Source organism: Octadecabacter algicola (assembly GCF_021532625.1).
In the GTDB taxonomy this organism is placed as follows: domain Bacteria; phylum Pseudomonadota; class Alphaproteobacteria; order Rhodobacterales; family Rhodobacteraceae; genus Octadecabacter; species Octadecabacter algicola.
Genome location: NZ_JAKGAR010000001.1, coordinates 1211687 through 1225440, shown reverse-complemented (window position 1 = coordinate 1225440; position 13754 = coordinate 1211687). Strand labels below are relative to the sequence as shown.

Below are 13754 nucleotides of genomic sequence, written 5' to 3'. Positions count from 1 at the left end.
TGCCCACTACCCAAAACTTATCCCAACGCCTATAGTGGCTGTGGATAAATGGGGCGTTAGACCCCAGAGGCAGAAAAACGAGGACAGACATGCGTTGCCCCTTTTGTGGAAACGTCGACACCCAAGTGAAAGACTCCCGCCCTGCGGAAGATCACGTCGCCATTCGGCGCCGTCGGTTTTGCCCGGCATGTGGGGGTCGCTTTACGACCTATGAACGCGTGCAATTGCGCGATCTGATCGTAATCAAATCCAACGGGCGTCGCGAAGATTTTGACAGGCCGAAACTGGAACGATCCGTTCGGATCTCCATGCAGAAACGCCCCGTAGAACCGGAACGCGTTGATCAGATGATTTCCGGTATTGTGCGTCGCCTAGAAAGTATGGGCGAGACCGACATTGGGTCCAAGCAAATCGGTGAGATCGTGATGGAGGCTTTGGCCCGCATCGACACCGTCGCCTACGTGCGGTTTGCGAGTGTTTACAAAAACTTCCAGGCTGCAGATGACTTCGACAAGTTCGTAAGCGAACTGCGTCCGCCTGAAAAACCGGACGATTGAGCGCGGATTTAGACCATAGATTCATGGGCATGGCCCTGTCGCTCGGGCGGCGGGGCCTTGGTCGTGTCTGGCCTAACCCCAATGTGGGGTGCGTGGTTGTAAAAGACGGACGCGTGATCGGACGCGGCTGGACGGCCGATGGCGGGCGCCCTCATGCAGAACCCCAAGCGCTGGATGGGATCGATGCACGTGGTGCTACGGCCTACGTCACACTGGAACCTTGCGCCCATCACGGCAAGACGCCGCCCTGCAGTGAAGCACTGATCGCGGCGGGCGTTGCACGGGTCGTGATAGCGGCAGGTGACCCAGACCCGCGTGTTGCAGGCAAGGGTATTGCGATGCTGCGGGCCGCTGGGATTACGGTCGATACCGGAGTGAGGGAAGACGAAGCCCGCTCCGATATGGCGGGGTTTCTTCTTCGGATCACTCAGAACCGGCCCTTTGTGACGCTAAAGCTCGCCAGTTCATTTGATGGCCGCATCGCGACGGCAAGCGGTGAGAGCAAATGGATCACAGGCCCCGATGCGCGACGCGCTGTTCATGCCATGCGTGCGCGTCATGATGCAGTACTGGTCGGGGCAGGGACCGTTCGTGCCGATGACCCGACCCTGACAGTGCGCGACATAGGTGTGACACACCAACCTGGACGCGTTGTCGCGTCGCGAAAGTTGGATATTACTGCGACGAACCTGTTGAATACTCAAGACATTGCTCCGCTTTGGCTGTGCCATGGACCTGATGCGTCCGTTGGAGAGTGGGCTGATCGTGGCGCGAAGCCAATCGCTTGCACAGCACAGGGCCGCCAGATTGATCCGCTTGATATGATGCAAAAATTAGCCTCCGCAGGCCTCACACGGGTCTTTTGCGAGGGGGGGGGCAGCCTTGCGGCGTCCTTGTTGGGCGCGGGTTTGGTCGATGAACTTGTCGGGTTCACGGCTGGGGTGACATTGGGCGCAGAAGGCACTCCATCAATCGGTGCGATGGGAATTGAGTCTTTGGCCGAAGCGCCACGCTTTAGCTTAATCGAAACGCGCCAACTGGGTGCGGACGCGCTGCATCGCTGGGTACGATCCTAACGCCACAGGTGCGCATAGCTGGCAAACACTCCTTGTAACTTCGCCAGTAAGCGATTTGCCCGCGTCGGGCGGGGGAGTGTCCCCGTTTCTAAGCGTTCGATTACCACCTCGATTGTGCAAGGCTGGGAAGTTACCGGATCAAAGTACCTTGGGTAGTCCACTAGGACAGCATGCGCGAACTGTGCCAAAGTCGGTCGTGCCGTGCGGCGTGGCGTTGGGACGGCGCGGTCGTCCGTCAGCCCCCAACCCGCATAAAACGGTGTGCCAAAGCAAGTGACGTCTTTACCGCGCAGCAAGGCTTCGAAGCCGATTGTTGATGTCATGGTCCAGATCGCATCGACTGCTTCCAGTGCGGCGATCGGCGATGTGTGAGTTAAAACGACGTCAGCAAGTTCTGCGGCGTCAGGTACGTGGCCATCACGTAGGCCCGCTTCTACATCTGGGTGTGGTTTATACAAGATTACTGCGGCAGGGTTCGCCGCGCGGGTTGCGGCGAGTAGGGCGCGATTTGTGCTAATGTCAGTGGTACCCAAACGGATCGAGGCGTCGTCTTCTACCTGTCCGGGTACAAGGATACGCCGCCCGCTGGGCAGGTTGTCTGGCAGGTCATCGGCGGACAGATTATATTTGCTCAACCCTGCGGATGTGATTTTGGTGATCAAGCTTTCCGCGCGGCGGATCGCGCCGTCGGGTAAATTGGGGGAGGCTTCTATCAACGTCTCAAGGCGGCTAGGGCCCGTTGGGTCGTAGTAAATGCCAAGATCATCAACGACCAAAGACAAGGGCGCGATCAGGTCTGCGCCCAAGCCCCGAGATCGCAGAAACCCGTCTTCAACGCGATAGGCACTGTCATGACCGGCGGCTTTTCCCGCCCAAACCATTCGACCACGCCCTGTATCTGCTGCGATCGCGTCTCCCTTTTCGGGATTATCCTCAAACACGAGCTTACGGTGCTGCCCAAAAACCTTTTGAAGCGGCGCACGTTTCCAGAGCCGCATGCCAGAGGCGACCCAACCTTGTGCGTCGTCGCGCCAAGCGCGGGCCGCTGCGTCCAGTGAATGGATCGCCGTTTCTATCTCGCAGAGCGTGTCGTGAAACGGGTCATACCAACGCGGATAAAGGATCATAGCACCTGCAAAAAGTTGCGCACGGGTCAACTTTCGTTGGCGACGATCAAGCGGCATTCTATCATCGCTCAACCCCCAACCGATGTAGAACGGTTGGCCAAACACAACGGGTTTATGACCAGCGAGGATCGCCTCAAATCCGTATTGCGATGACACCGTGTAGACCCCTACGGCACCGTCTAGCAGCACATGGGGGGAAATCGGATCGCTATAGAATTCAACATTTTCACCGAGATCGCCGTCTCGGTAATGGCCGTCTCGGTGGCCTTGTGCGGTTTCAGGATGCGTTTTGATCAGGATGCGCGCGCTGGGATGTTCTTCGCGGGCCACGAAGAGCATTTCAAGAAACGTGTTGCGGTCCGCGCGCGACGCAGTGACGGATGCGTCCCCAGCAGTTTGGTCAATGACCAAGACATAGCCCGGATCGGGCGCGTTAAGGTCAAGGTCGAAAGCGTTGTATTTACTTAAGTTGGCGCGTTTGATCGCCTCCATTGCATCGCGGGCGCGGTTCAACAGGGCGGTGTCATCCAAAGGTTCCTCGCGCAGGATCATTTCCAGATCAGATGCTTTGGATGGGTCGAAATGCACGCCGCGGCTATCCAAGTGCAGCCCGATTGGAGGTTCCCCATCACGCCCAGGAAGGACAGAGCGCAAGAATGCGTCTTCGACCCGCAATACGGGGGCAGACGTGCGTTCGGCGACAGCTTCGCCGCGCCATGATGTTGGGGACTGGCCCCAGACTCCAATTAGATCGTCTGGCGATGGCTTCCCGATTGAAACGTCATAGCCCGAAAGCGCCAAAATGCGTTTGATGCGCGTTTTGGTCAGAAAGCCACCGTTGTAAACGAAAAGCCGCCGTGAGGTTGCCCTCACGGCGGCTGGATCTTCTTTAACCATAGTCATGGATTAGAGGCTGGCTGCTGCATCAACCGCGTTCAATGTGCCGAATACGGCAGAAATCGTCTTGCTGAACTGGCTGTACGGCGCTTCGGTGACGTAAACAGTGTCGCCATCACGGATAGAAAAGTCGCGCGCCATGAACATGCCGTTGGGCTCTGTCAGGTCGAGAACATAGACAACACGCTGTGTCCCGATCAGGTCAGTGCGCCCAACAAGCTGGTTGGCGATTTCTTCTGGTTCGTTGCGGAACACAAAAACGCCTGTTGGGTCAGCGAGGTTGGTGTTGAGGCCGCCCACTTGTGCGATCGCTTCGATTGCAGAAATAGTCTGACTTTCGAAAGCCACACGAGATTGCGCGCCTGTCGCGCCCATTGCCGTAAAGCTGCGGGTGTCTTGTTCAACAAAAATACGATCCCCTGCACGCAAAGCGATGTCATGACCGGGGTGATCATAGAGGTCCTCGAACCAGATAGATCCAGAATGGCTGCCACGGACGACTGTGACCTGTGCGATTTCGGGCTGAACGGCAACGCCACCAGCACGGGCCAACATTGAGGCCAAGGTGCGGGTCGGGCGTTCGATAGGATAGACGCCCTGTGCGCCAACAGCACCAACGACTGACACCGTGGCCCCATCACCAGCCAAACGGCGGACTTGGACCTGTGGATCGGGTGTTTGTTCTTCTAGTTTTGCTGTGATGATGCGGCGAATGGCTTCTGGTGTGTTGCCTGCAGCGCGGATGCGACCTGCGTAAGGCACAAAGATAAAGCCAGAGCCGTCAACCTGTACTTCTTCAAGGACAGTTGCGTTTTGACCCGCAGGAACGAGCAATGGATCACGCACGTTTTCCCAGATCGTCAGGCCAAGAACGTCGCCAGCGCGGATCGTGTCGCTGCCAAGGTCGGCAGCATCGCGGAAGCCGGCGGAAAAGCCGAGGGCGGGGGTTACGCCTGCGACCCGATTTACACGGTCATCAACCAGCAGGACAAAGGCATCGCCTTCTTCCATTACTGAGCCGGCAAAAATTTCGCTTTTGGTCGGGCCCGAACGGGGCAAACCACAAGACGCTACAACCGCCAATGCGGCAATCAGGGCCACGCCTTTTGTCAGGCGCAATCTATTAGATTTCACTGCTCCGGTCTCCTCGACCTATTTAAAACTGCCTCAGTCGTATGCGGGCGAATTTGTATTCACCTCACCTTTTGTTTGGAAGCTACCGGAATCCCGTCACAAAATCCAGTCTTACCTTGCACTGCGGGCTGGGTGTGGCTGCCGTGCCACCGCTACCCCTAAGTGTTGTGGCGGTTATTTGACGACACGCAACTGCTGGCGTGGGGGTGCTTTGCCAGACCGCAACGCATCATAGGGATCGCGCTGATCAAGCATCATATCGACAACTTGGCGCATCAATTGTCGTCGACCGCGTGCCGAATAAAACCCACCCGGAACCTGAGATGTTTCCAATAGATAACGGCGGTAGTCTTTGAACGCGCGGTTGTCTGGTCTTTCGGGTTGGGCAAAAAATGTATCAATGGGTAAGTCGGACACGAATTCTGGTTTGGAGTAGACGGCTTTGCCAAAGACCTTCAGTGGGATGCCTCGGTGCAAGACCTGCTGCGCCGCCGTTGAGTTGACAGTGACTGCCGTACGGGCATGGTCCAGCACTTGCGCCAGCTTGCCGCCGCGCACGTAATGCACACGGTCAAAGACGTCGTTTTCCTTTGAAAGACGACGGATGATCTTACGAAGGGGGCTGCGGCCGTTTTCAAGTGGATGGGCTTTGAAAACAAGGTGGTGATGTTTTGGCGCGCCTTTGGCAAAGCCTTCGATCACGACTGTTAGGAATTCTTCCATCCGGTCGAAGGGCGAATGCATCTGAAAACTGCTGTCATGTTCCAGCTGCAAAAGTGCGATGTGATAAGGGTAGCCGCCATGTTTGATCCGAAACGTTGAAATGATCCGGTCCATCGCGATGGCAGGCATCAAGAGAAGACGGCGCGTATAAAGCGCTGTTTCAGCGACAAGCGGAAGTTCTCGGTGGCGCTGAAAGTTGCGGTATTCTCGATTTCGGAACATCACGAACCAATGATAGACTGCACCGTAGAAAACGTGCTGGCGCATATCACCCCAATGCGCGGGGGCTTCTGGGACGTCGAGTTCGGATTGCGCAAGCGCTTCGCGCATGTCTTCGACACTCGTGTTCATGAGTTTGGAATGCCCATTTGTTCCGCCGCGTTCGTAGGTGATCCAGAAGGGGCGCATGTAGCCTTCCTCGAAAACATGAACGTTCAGGCCCAATTCCTTCGCGGCGGTGACGGCCTCTGCGTGGATCGGACGGGTGTCACCATAGAGGACGATATCGGTGATGTTTTTTTCGGCTACGATCTGGCGAAATGTTTCGACCCATGCTTCGGGTGTGCCGTGATACGGGATGTAGCCCTTGCCGCGAAACCAGAACGCGCGATCCCCCGCATTGAAGCCAACGCGCCACACATCCGCCCCCGCCGCGCGGAGCATCTTGCCCAGTCGATGGAAGAACGGCCCATGAGGCCCCTGCAAGAACAGGAAGGATTTGGTGTCGTGCTCGCTCACTTCGGTCCCATCGATATCGGGTGTGGGTTTCCCTATGGTTAACTAAGCAGTAGGGCCGAATTATGGCGACACCACAGAGAGGTTAAGGGCTATGGTTTACCTAGCCACCTTGCCCCCGCGCGATCAAGGGGATACGCCTAACATGACGCGGGGAAAATTCGAAAGGATATGCCATGTTTACAGGGATCATTACCGACGTGGGCACCGTTTTGGGGCTCGAGAACCGCGGTGATTTGCGGGCGCGGATCGGCACAGAATATGACATTTCAGGCATAGAGATTGGCGCATCGATCGCGTCAGATGGTGTTTGCCTGACTGTTGTGGATAAGGGAGCTGACCCAAGTGGTTGGTATGATGTCGATATCTCGGCGGAGACCGTTAACCTGACCAATCTTAGTGATTGGGCTGTCGGGAAACGCGTCAATCTGGAACGGGCCTTGAAAGTTGGTGACGAACTGGGGGGGCATATTGTGTCGGGCCATGTGGATGGTGTCGCACAGATCATCAAGATGGTGGATGAAGGCGACAGCACCCGTGTTACTCTTAAAGCTCCTGAGGATCTTGCGCGTTTCATTGCCCCGAAAGGGTCCGTCGCGCTGAATGGCACATCCTTAACCGTGAACGAGGTCGACGGCGCCTCTTTTGGGATTAACTTTATCCCGCATACCAAATCGGTGACCACATGGGGGGATGCGAAAGTCGGCGATGCGATCAACCTCGAGGTGGATACAATGGCACGCTACGTTGCGCGTTTGCAGGATTACTCATGAGCGGGATCGGCCACAACTCGGGCCGTGTGGATGAGCCGGGCAAAAGCTGGCGTACCCATGTTTGGGCCAAGGCGCGTCAGCAATTGATGCCAAAGCTCCCGATCGAAGTGATCCGCCGCCGCGTGGCTCGGGCCAAAGAATTGGGCCTGCCGTATAAGACCTATGCGGGGCTACGTGCGGCATCTGGGGATGACCTGATCGGGTTCATGTTTTCCAACAATGCGCTGGATGTGCTGCGCCGCTCAGACGTCGTGCCTGCGCCAAAGGCCGATAAATTGAGTGCGCTGAAAGATACGCGGACGGTGGGTGTAGCGCATGCTCCGGTCGATCCTAAACAGCTGGTGCCTCCGTTGGAGGCGGCGTTCACCGCGCCAAAACCTTTGGCCCCGTGGGTTCGGACCCGCGCAGAGTTGCGCAATGTACTCGCTACGGCAGGCACGCCGTCCAGCCGCGTTGTGTTGATTTGCGAAACAGAGTTGGAACGCGAGTGGGCCGAAGCGGGCCGCATGGCAGGCGTTTTGAGCGCTTCGCAATATTTTGAGGCAACACCATGAGCGATGATGCAATTGAGATTGTCCAAACACTTCACGACGATGGCGACACACGCGTCGTAGAAATCGCACGCCACCCAGAGGGGCATTATACCTATGCCGAACTGCACCGCGAAGGCGACGAATGGGATGCCGTCGACGGCGAAGTACTAACATACAAAACGGAATACGCTGCCTATTCAGCTGCAATGCGTAATGTTGATTGGCTTTTAGACTGAGCCGACCCTGTGCCCCTTTTCAATAGGGGGGCAAAAGGCTATTTGCGCTATACCTGCTTAGAGGATCACCATGAACCAGACGTTCGAAAACCCCGGCCCAGTTGAAGAAGACTGGAAAGACGCGATTTCCAGCATCGAAGACATCATCGATGACGCTCGCAATGGCCGCATGTTTGTGTTGGTCGATCACGAAGATCGTGAAAACGAAGGCGATCTCGTGATCCCTGCGCAAATGGCAACGCCGGATGCGATCAATTTTATGGCGACCCATGGGCGCGGGTTGATCTGTTTGACCTTACCAGCAGAACGGCTTGATGCGCTGGGCTTGCAGCTGATGTCGACGCATAATTCCAGCCGTCACGAAACGGCGTTTACGGTATCGATCGAAGCCCGCGAAGGTGTGACCACAGGTATTTCTGCCGCAGATCGCGCGAAAACCGTTGCCGTGGCTATCGACCCGACAAAAGGCGCGACCGATATTGCGACACCGGGCCATGTCTTTCCGTTGCGTGCTCGAGCAGGGGGCGTTCTGGTCCGTGCAGGTCACACAGAAGCTGCGGTTGATATTTCCCGCCTTGCAGGGTTGAACCCTTCCGGTGTGATTTGTGAAATCATGAAAGACGACGGCGAAATGGCACGTTTGCCCGATCTGGTGGCCTTCGCGCAAAAGCACGGCCTAAAGATCGGAACTATTTCCGATCTGATCGCCTACCGTCGCCGCAACGACAATCTGGTACGCGTGCAAGAAGTGAAAACCATCACGTCTGAATTTGGCGGTGATTGGCAAATGAAGGTGTACGCGGACGAAACCCATGGGGACGAACATATTGTTCTGACCAAGGGCGACCTTACCGGCGATGCGCCTGTCCTTGTGAGAATGCACTCGATGGACCCGATGCAAGACGTCATCGGCATTGGCCCCAAAGGGCGCACTAATGAATTTGGTGAAGCTATGATGCGTGTCGCTGAAGAAGGGCGCGGCGTTGTCGTGCTTTTGCGGGATACAGCCATGAAAATGCAGGCCCATGATGAGGTATCTCCTCAGACGTTGCGGCAATACGGACTTGGCGCGCAAATCCTGTCCTCGCTTGGGTTGGGGAAGATCGAGCTCCTAACTAATTCACCCAAGCCCAAGATTGTCGGGCTGGATGCATATGGCCTTGAAATCATCGGCACACGCAAAATTTCGGAGCTAGGCTAATGGCCGGATCATCACATCACATTCTTGAACGCCCGACGTTTGACATGCCTGTCAAAGTTCTGATCGTGGCGTCGCCGTATTACAAAGAGATCAGCGATAATCAGATCGCAGGTGCGGTTGCCGAACTCGAAGCCGCAGGCGCATCCTTGGATGTTGTTCACGTGCCCGGTGCCTTGGAGATTCCGACAGCCATTGGAATCGCAGAACGCATGAGCAATTTTGACGGCTATGTCGCGCTGGGCTGCGTTATTCGCGGGGAGACCACGCATTACGATACTGTCTGCAATGACAGTTCGCGCGCGATCCAACTGCTTGGCTTACAGGGATTGTGTATCGGTAATGGCATCTTAACCGTTGAGACCCAGAAACAAGCCGAAGTGCGTGCTGATCCGAAAGATCAAAACAAAGGGGGCGGGGCAGCAGCTGCGGCCTTGCACCTGATCGCACTCAGTCGTAAGTGGGGCAGCTCTCGCCGGGGCGTTGGATTCACCAACGATATCTTGATGGCAGGCAATACGGATGGCAGCACCACAGCATGACGCAGACCCAATCAAACCAGTCCGGTAATCAACGGCGTAAAATGAAATCCGCATCGCGGCTTTATGCGGTTCAGGCGTTGTTTCAGATGGAACACAGTGGCCAGACCATTGACGCAGTCACAGCCGAGTTTCTGAATTTCCGTTTTGGCGAGACCTATGAAGGTGCCGAAATGATCGATGGCGACATTTCACACTTCAAAATGTTGGTTGAACGGGCTGTCGATCATCAGGCCGAGATTGACCAAATGACAGATCGCGCACTTGTGGCCCGTTGGCCATTGGGGCGGATCGACCCAACACTGCGCGCCTTGTTTCGGGCGGCCGGCGTTGAGCTGATTGGTCGTGATACGCCGCCGCGCGTTGCAATCACCGAATACGTTGATGTTGCAAAAGCATTCTTTGAGGACGGCGATGAACCGAAGTTCGTCAACGCCGTGCTGGACCATATGGCAAAAGAGGCCAAGCCTGAGGCGTTCTGACGCTTGGACATTGCGCCTCAAGTTCCTAAGTTAAGGGCAGGAGGCACTGTCATGTCCGCTCAAAAACATCCAAATCAAATGCCGGAACTCATCAAGCTCTATATCAAGAGTTGCTTGATCGGCTTTCTTGCGTCGGCGGTCTTTGTAGGGCTGCTGATAGGGTTTGATGTTAAAGGATTGCGTGGCCTGATCATGGGGTCTGACATCGGCATTGTTGCTGTGATGATGATCTGGATCTTTAACGGGATCGTCTTTGCGGGCGTGCAATTTGCCTTTGCAATCATGAGCATGGCGGATGATGACGACGATGAGCCACGCGGCGGTCGCCCAGTAAAGGTCTTTCTGGCAGAACCGATCCCCGTGCGTGTTGATCGCCCAGCACAGCGACGTCAAGGATGACTGTTCGGGACAAGGTGGCGGGCCCCGCAGCGACCGTAGAGGTCTAATTCCCGAGGACCTGTATGTACAGGTGGTAGCCAGGTAACGAAGCCAGAGCCCCGACAGCGCCAGCCACCTCGGATTTGCTTAAGGCCACTGGAATGTTGCCTCATGTTTACGAGAAGAGCAGAAGCCCGCCACCATTCGATCTAGTGTGGCATAGCAGGTCAAACAAGGGCTAAGTGCTTGTTTCTGGTGTTGGGGTTTTTCCGCTTAAGTGTTTGTGAAGAGATCCGACAAAGAAATGGTCCCAGCCGCGCGAACAGACTTCTAGGCACTGAAGGTCATTGTTTAACCCCTTGTGCGTCAACGTTATTTCGCTGCCAGTTACCGACGCAGAGATGTCCCAGATTAGGGACGTCCCCTCCCATTCCTCGGTGTCTGGGACGTCTTCAATGATCATATGCGCCTTTGTGCAGGGCCAAGTCATTTTTAGGGCGGGATCCATAGGGTCAAAGGCGAACGTCACATGGCTGTTGTTGAACCGAACGGTCGCGCCATCCTCTTTCATCTCAACCCGAGTTGACCACCAGAGGTGCATTTCCCTGCGGATCGCATGACTTACCACCTGCGGATCGGCAGGAACCTTTATGGTCGCGGAATAGTCCATTTAGCACTCCACCGTATGAATATCGTTGCGCATCCGGCCCAAGTGATCGTCCCACCCCTTGTCGAGAGCAAGCGTTAGACCGAAGGCGTCTTCGCCTTGAGGAAGGCCGGAATGCTTAAGGGAAAGCTGCGTGCCACCTGCAACCTCGGTCAAGGTCCAAGACACAGTGCTGACTGCATCGCCCATCGGGGCAATCGTAAATGTATACTCCAGTAGGTCATGGGGTTGGGATTTTGTGACTTTGCCCCACATCAATTTGTCACCAGACTGCACGCCGTGCATTTCATAGTCTGAACCTTCAGCGAGAGTCTCGGTGGGCTTGTGAAACCAAATCGCTAACTTGTCTGGGTCGGTCAGATAGGCCCAAACCTGTTCCTTTGTGGCGCGGAGATAGATGTTCTTTTTCAATATGTTGGTCATTGGACGTCCTTTTCAATAGCCGATTTCAAATCACCCAAGCGGTCATCCCAGAAGGCGTCAAAGTAGGACAGCCAGTCTTTGATGGGGGCAAAAGCGCTTGGGTTAAGGGTGTTTATCTTTTCACGACCTTCGGCCCGAACTGTAATCAACCCGCCGTCCGACAACACTGTGAGGTGCTTTTTAACGGCGGCACGGGTCATGTCGAAATTCTCCGCGACTTGCGCGATTGTCATGTCCTCAGTGCGAAGCATCAAAAGGATGTCGCGTCGAGTTGGATCAGCAAGGGCGCGGAATAGTGGTTGGGGTTCATTCATTTTCGACTCACGTGATACCAAAGGGTTTCATGTTTATGTGATACTAAATGGTATTACGTCAAGGGTGTTTGAACGAAAGCTCTGTGTCTTGACGGATGTTCACATATTGTTCATGTTTGAGGGATGCCAGATGACGCGATCCTAGATGACCTGACCGCCTACCAACCCGGCCAACTTCTGGCGCGGGGTGTGTGCCGCCATTTGCGCAGCTTGGATTTCGTTTGTGTCGAAGAACTGGTGCCAACGCGAGGCCTGCGCGTTGATGTAATGGCGCTGGGACCGAAAGGCGATGTTTGGATAATCGAGTGCAAATCCAGCCGTGCGGATTTTCAATCGGACAACAAATGGCAGGGCTATCTGGAATGGTGTGATCGGTTCTTTTGGGCCGTCGATGCGGATTTCCCGACAGAATTGTTGCCCGATGATACAGGCCTGATCCTTGGCGATGCCTATGACGCTGAAATCGTCCGTATGGGACCAGACGACAAACTGGCAGCCGCGCGGCGCAAAGTCATGGTGCACAAGTTTGCGCGCACGGCAGCGCAGCGCCTTCACAGTTTTCGTGATCCAACGCACCGCATGAAAAGCGGTATGCTTTAACGCGCGCTCCGCGACAGGGCGAGCGATGCTACACCGCTGGCAAAGATAACTGCCAGGCCGACGAATGCGATCCAGTCCGGCCAATCGGAAAACACCAGATAACCAAGCACCGTTGCAGACAAAAGTTGCGTGTAAATCAGCGGGGCAATGATGCTAGATGGCGTGGTCTTACTGAGCGTGACGAGGAAAAGATTGCCAATTGCCGACCCCATGGCGCTAATCGCAATCAACCCAAATATGCCCCACGTAATTGCCTCGGGGCGGGCGGCCAGACCGAACGGCGCCAACAGAATGGCACCTAGAACCAATTGTGAGATCAGCAAAAGCCTCGGGCGGTATCTCGGTGCGATCCAGCGTGTGGCGACCACGTAGCTGCCGTGCAAGACACCCGCCAAAACCGCGAACCCCATTCCGACCGTTGCCCCGAACCCGGGCTTCACGACTAGCAGAACACCCATAAAGCTCAGCCCAAGCAGCAAAGTCCGAGAAGCCGTGACCTTTTCCTTCAACACGATGACAGACAGCACATAAGCCACGATTGGCCCAATAAAGAAGGCACCGAACGTATTGGCGACAGGTTCGGTCCGCAGGGCCGTCAGGATGCAGCTAATGCCGCCCATAATCAGAAACGCGCGTAACCAAACACCAGGGTCGCGCAAGGCAGGGGTGTCGCTCCGGCGCAAGCCGCTAAAGGGGATTAAGACAACGGAGGCTAGCGCAAATCGCGTCCAAGCAACAAATATCGGGCTAATCCCGACTTGCGACAAGACTTTGGCGGCAACATCCCCAACCACAATCAACGTCATCGATGCCAACATGACGACGCCGACTTGCCACAAGGGTGGCCCTTGGGGAGTGTCGGTCACGTTATCAGGGCTTTATAAGCCGCGCGGCTTTTGCAGCGGCTAGAATTTCCTCGGCGATCTCTTCAGCTTCTTCGGGAAGAAAATCCATGGGGATTTCAATGCCTTCGCCTTCGATAAACAGTCGTACTTGCCCGTGATCTGTCGGCCCGATTTGCAAGTTCGCTTCGATGTCGCGTTCGGTATTGATGCCCATGATAATGGTTCCTTGGAACTGCTGGTGTGTTTTAGTCCTTTGGATTTACCCCGCGCCTGTGGCCAATGACAAGGGGGCAGGCCCTTTCCCCGCGTGGTGGCCCAGTTGCGATCTGCAAAGCTTCAAAAAAGAGCACTGTATTGTCTTGCAATCGTGGCGGGGCCTCGCTAAATCCCCCCTTGTTGCCGCCTTAGCTCAGTTGGTTAGAGCACTGGTTTGTGGAACCAGGGGTCCCCCGTTCGAGCCGGGGAGGCGGTACCACCACCCCTTATTTGTAAATGAGACGCATTTGCGCAGCCCGTG

The 13754-nt window shown here is 55.7% G+C and carries 18 protein-coding genes and 1 tRNA gene; 11 read left to right on the top strand and 8 right to left on the bottom strand.

Translation table 11 applies throughout. The annotated features are described in order from the left end of the window. Positions 1–89 precede the first annotated feature (89 nt). On the top strand, positions 90–557 hold the full coding sequence (gene nrdR, locus L0666_RS06045) for a transcriptional regulator NrdR (RefSeq protein ID WP_216036327.1): 468 nt from the start codon (positions 90–92) through the stop codon (positions 555–557). Positions 558–580: 23 nt separating this feature from the next. Next, entirely contained in the window at positions 581–1633 is a 1053-nt protein-coding gene (gene ribD, locus L0666_RS06040; RefSeq protein WP_235259568.1) for a bifunctional diaminohydroxyphosphoribosylaminopyrimidine deaminase/5-amino-6-(5-phosphoribosylamino)uracil reductase RibD, read from the top strand. Here the strand turns inward: ribD and L0666_RS06035 are convergent. From L0666_RS06035 to L0666_RS06025, 3 genes are all read right to left on the bottom strand, one after another. Continuing rightward, complete coding sequence (locus L0666_RS06035; protein ID WP_235259407.1) at positions 1630–3663, bottom strand: capsular polysaccharide biosynthesis protein; 2034 nt, start codon at positions 3661–3663, stop codon at positions 1630–1632. The genes ribD and L0666_RS06035 overlap by 4 nt on opposite strands. A gap of 3 nt (positions 3664–3666) precedes the next feature. Beyond that, positions 3667–4791, bottom strand: a complete 1125-nt coding sequence (locus L0666_RS06030) for a polysaccharide biosynthesis/export family protein (protein ID WP_235259406.1) — start codon at positions 4789–4791, stop codon at positions 3667–3669. Between the two features lie 174 nt (positions 4792–4965). Next, the gene (locus L0666_RS06025) at positions 4966–6252 is read right to left on the bottom strand and encodes a capsule biosynthesis protein (protein ID WP_235259405.1); all 1287 of its coding nucleotides are present in this window, start codon (positions 6250–6252) and stop codon (positions 4966–4968) included. A gap of 173 nt (positions 6253–6425) precedes the next feature. Here L0666_RS06025 and L0666_RS06020 point away from each other — a divergent pair, with 173 nt between their 5' ends. The 7 genes from L0666_RS06020 (at position 6426) to L0666_RS05990 (ending at position 10409) form a co-directional block, all read left to right on the top strand. Continuing rightward, a complete protein-coding gene (locus L0666_RS06020; RefSeq protein ID WP_235259404.1) occupies positions 6426–7022 on the top strand; it encodes a riboflavin synthase in 597 nt (198 codons plus the stop codon). Beyond that, positions 7019–7576, top strand: a complete 558-nt coding sequence (locus tag L0666_RS06015; RefSeq protein ID WP_235259403.1) for a hypothetical protein — start codon at positions 7019–7021, stop codon at positions 7574–7576. Before L0666_RS06020 ends, L0666_RS06015 begins: the two co-directional genes overlap by 4 nt. Further along, the gene (locus tag L0666_RS06010; protein WP_235259402.1) at positions 7573–7791 is read left to right on the top strand and encodes a hypothetical protein; all 219 of its coding nucleotides are present in this window, start codon (positions 7573–7575) and stop codon (positions 7789–7791) included. The genes L0666_RS06015 and L0666_RS06010 overlap by 4 nt, the downstream gene beginning before the upstream one ends. 70 nt (positions 7792–7861) lie before the next feature. After that, complete coding sequence (gene ribB / locus L0666_RS06005; protein WP_235259401.1) at positions 7862–8992, top strand: 3,4-dihydroxy-2-butanone-4-phosphate synthase; 1131 nt, start codon at positions 7862–7864, stop codon at positions 8990–8992. Continuing rightward, a complete protein-coding gene (locus L0666_RS06000; protein ID WP_235259400.1) occupies positions 8992–9531 on the top strand; it encodes a 6,7-dimethyl-8-ribityllumazine synthase in 540 nt (179 codons plus the stop codon). Before ribB ends, L0666_RS06000 begins: the two co-directional genes overlap by 1 nt. After that, positions 9528–10010, top strand: a complete 483-nt coding sequence (gene nusB / locus L0666_RS05995; protein WP_216036336.1) for a transcription antitermination factor NusB — start codon at positions 9528–9530, stop codon at positions 10008–10010. Before L0666_RS06000 ends, nusB begins: the two co-directional genes overlap by 4 nt. 51 nt (positions 10011–10061) lie before the next feature. Beyond that, positions 10062–10409, top strand: coding sequence for a hypothetical protein (locus tag L0666_RS05990; protein WP_235259399.1), 348 nt, complete (start codon positions 10062–10064; stop codon positions 10407–10409). A gap of 217 nt (positions 10410–10626) precedes the next feature. Here L0666_RS05990 and L0666_RS05985 read toward each other — a convergent pair whose 3' ends face one another. The 3 genes from L0666_RS05985 to L0666_RS05975 are packed head-to-tail and all read right to left on the bottom strand — an operon-like array spanning position 10627 to position 11792. Further along, a complete protein-coding gene (locus L0666_RS05985) occupies positions 10627–11058 on the bottom strand; it encodes a hypothetical protein (RefSeq protein ID WP_235259398.1) in 432 nt (143 codons plus the stop codon). Then, positions 11059–11478 (bottom strand): SRPBCC family protein, encoded by a 420-nt coding sequence (locus L0666_RS05980; RefSeq protein WP_235259397.1) that lies wholly within the window; start codon positions 11476–11478, stop codon positions 11059–11061. Further along, positions 11475–11792: an ArsR/SmtB family transcription factor gene (locus L0666_RS05975; protein WP_235259396.1), complete on the bottom strand. Its 318-nt coding sequence runs from the start codon at positions 11790–11792 to the stop codon at positions 11475–11477. Before L0666_RS05975 ends, L0666_RS05980 begins: the two co-directional genes overlap by 4 nt. Before the next feature lie 123 nt (positions 11793–11915). Between L0666_RS05975 and L0666_RS05970 the strand changes: the two genes are divergently transcribed. Continuing rightward, positions 11916–12392, top strand: coding sequence for an MmcB family DNA repair protein (locus tag L0666_RS05970; protein ID WP_235259395.1), 477 nt, complete (start codon positions 11916–11918; stop codon positions 12390–12392). On the opposite strand, the gene L0666_RS05965 is transcribed toward L0666_RS05970, so the two are convergent. Then, a complete protein-coding gene (locus L0666_RS05965; protein ID WP_235259567.1) occupies positions 12389–13210 on the bottom strand; it encodes a DMT family transporter in 822 nt (273 codons plus the stop codon). The genes L0666_RS05970 and L0666_RS05965 overlap by 4 nt on opposite strands. Positions 13211–13262: 52 nt before the next feature. After that, a complete protein-coding gene (locus L0666_RS05960; protein WP_235259394.1) occupies positions 13263–13451 on the bottom strand; it encodes a DUF6324 family protein in 189 nt (62 codons plus the stop codon). 184 nt (positions 13452–13635) lie between these two features. Between L0666_RS05960 and L0666_RS05955 the strand changes: the two genes are divergently transcribed. After that, positions 13636–13712 (top strand) — tRNA-His (locus L0666_RS05955). The last annotated feature ends 42 nt before the right edge of the window (positions 13713–13754 follow it).

Bases quoted from the DNA above. Each gene is read 5' to 3' on its own strand.
- L0666_RS05970 (WP_235259395.1), top strand. From the start codon at position 11,916: ATGCCAGATGACGCGATCCTAGATGACCTGACCGCCTACCAACCCGGC.
- L0666_RS06020 (WP_235259404.1), top strand. From the start codon at position 6,426: ATGTTTACAGGGATCATTACCGACGTGGGCACCGTTTTGGGGCTCGAG.
- L0666_RS05965 (WP_235259567.1), bottom strand. From the start codon at position 13,210: ATGTTGGCATCGATGACGTTGATTGTGGTTGGGGATGTTGCCGCCAAA.
- L0666_RS06000 (WP_235259400.1), top strand. From the start codon at position 8,992: ATGGCCGGATCATCACATCACATTCTTGAACGCCCGACGTTTGACATG.
- L0666_RS05980 (WP_235259397.1), bottom strand. From the start codon at position 11,478: ATGACCAACATATTGAAAAAGAACATCTATCTCCGCGCCACAAAGGAA.
- L0666_RS05960 (WP_235259394.1), bottom strand. From the start codon at position 13,451: ATGGGCATCAATACCGAACGCGACATCGAAGCGAACTTGCAAATCGGG.
- L0666_RS06015 (WP_235259403.1), top strand. From the start codon at position 7,019: ATGAGCGGGATCGGCCACAACTCGGGCCGTGTGGATGAGCCGGGCAAA.
- L0666_RS05985 (WP_235259398.1), bottom strand. From the start codon at position 11,058: ATGGACTATTCCGCGACCATAAAGGTTCCTGCCGATCCGCAGGTGGTA.
- nrdR (WP_216036327.1), top strand. From the start codon at position 90: ATGCGTTGCCCCTTTTGTGGAAACGTCGACACCCAAGTGAAAGACTCC.
- L0666_RS06035 (WP_235259407.1), bottom strand. From the start codon at position 3,663: ATGACTATGGTTAAAGAAGATCCAGCCGCCGTGAGGGCAACCTCACGG.
- nusB (WP_216036336.1), top strand. From the start codon at position 9,528: ATGACGCAGACCCAATCAAACCAGTCCGGTAATCAACGGCGTAAAATG.
- L0666_RS05990 (WP_235259399.1), top strand. From the start codon at position 10,062: ATGTCCGCTCAAAAACATCCAAATCAAATGCCGGAACTCATCAAGCTC.
- ribD (WP_235259568.1), top strand. From the start codon at position 581: ATGGGCATGGCCCTGTCGCTCGGGCGGCGGGGCCTTGGTCGTGTCTGG.
- ribB (WP_235259401.1), top strand. From the start codon at position 7,862: ATGAACCAGACGTTCGAAAACCCCGGCCCAGTTGAAGAAGACTGGAAA.
- L0666_RS05975 (WP_235259396.1), bottom strand. From the start codon at position 11,792: ATGAATGAACCCCAACCACTATTCCGCGCCCTTGCTGATCCAACTCGA.
- L0666_RS06010 (WP_235259402.1), top strand. From the start codon at position 7,573: ATGAGCGATGATGCAATTGAGATTGTCCAAACACTTCACGACGATGGC.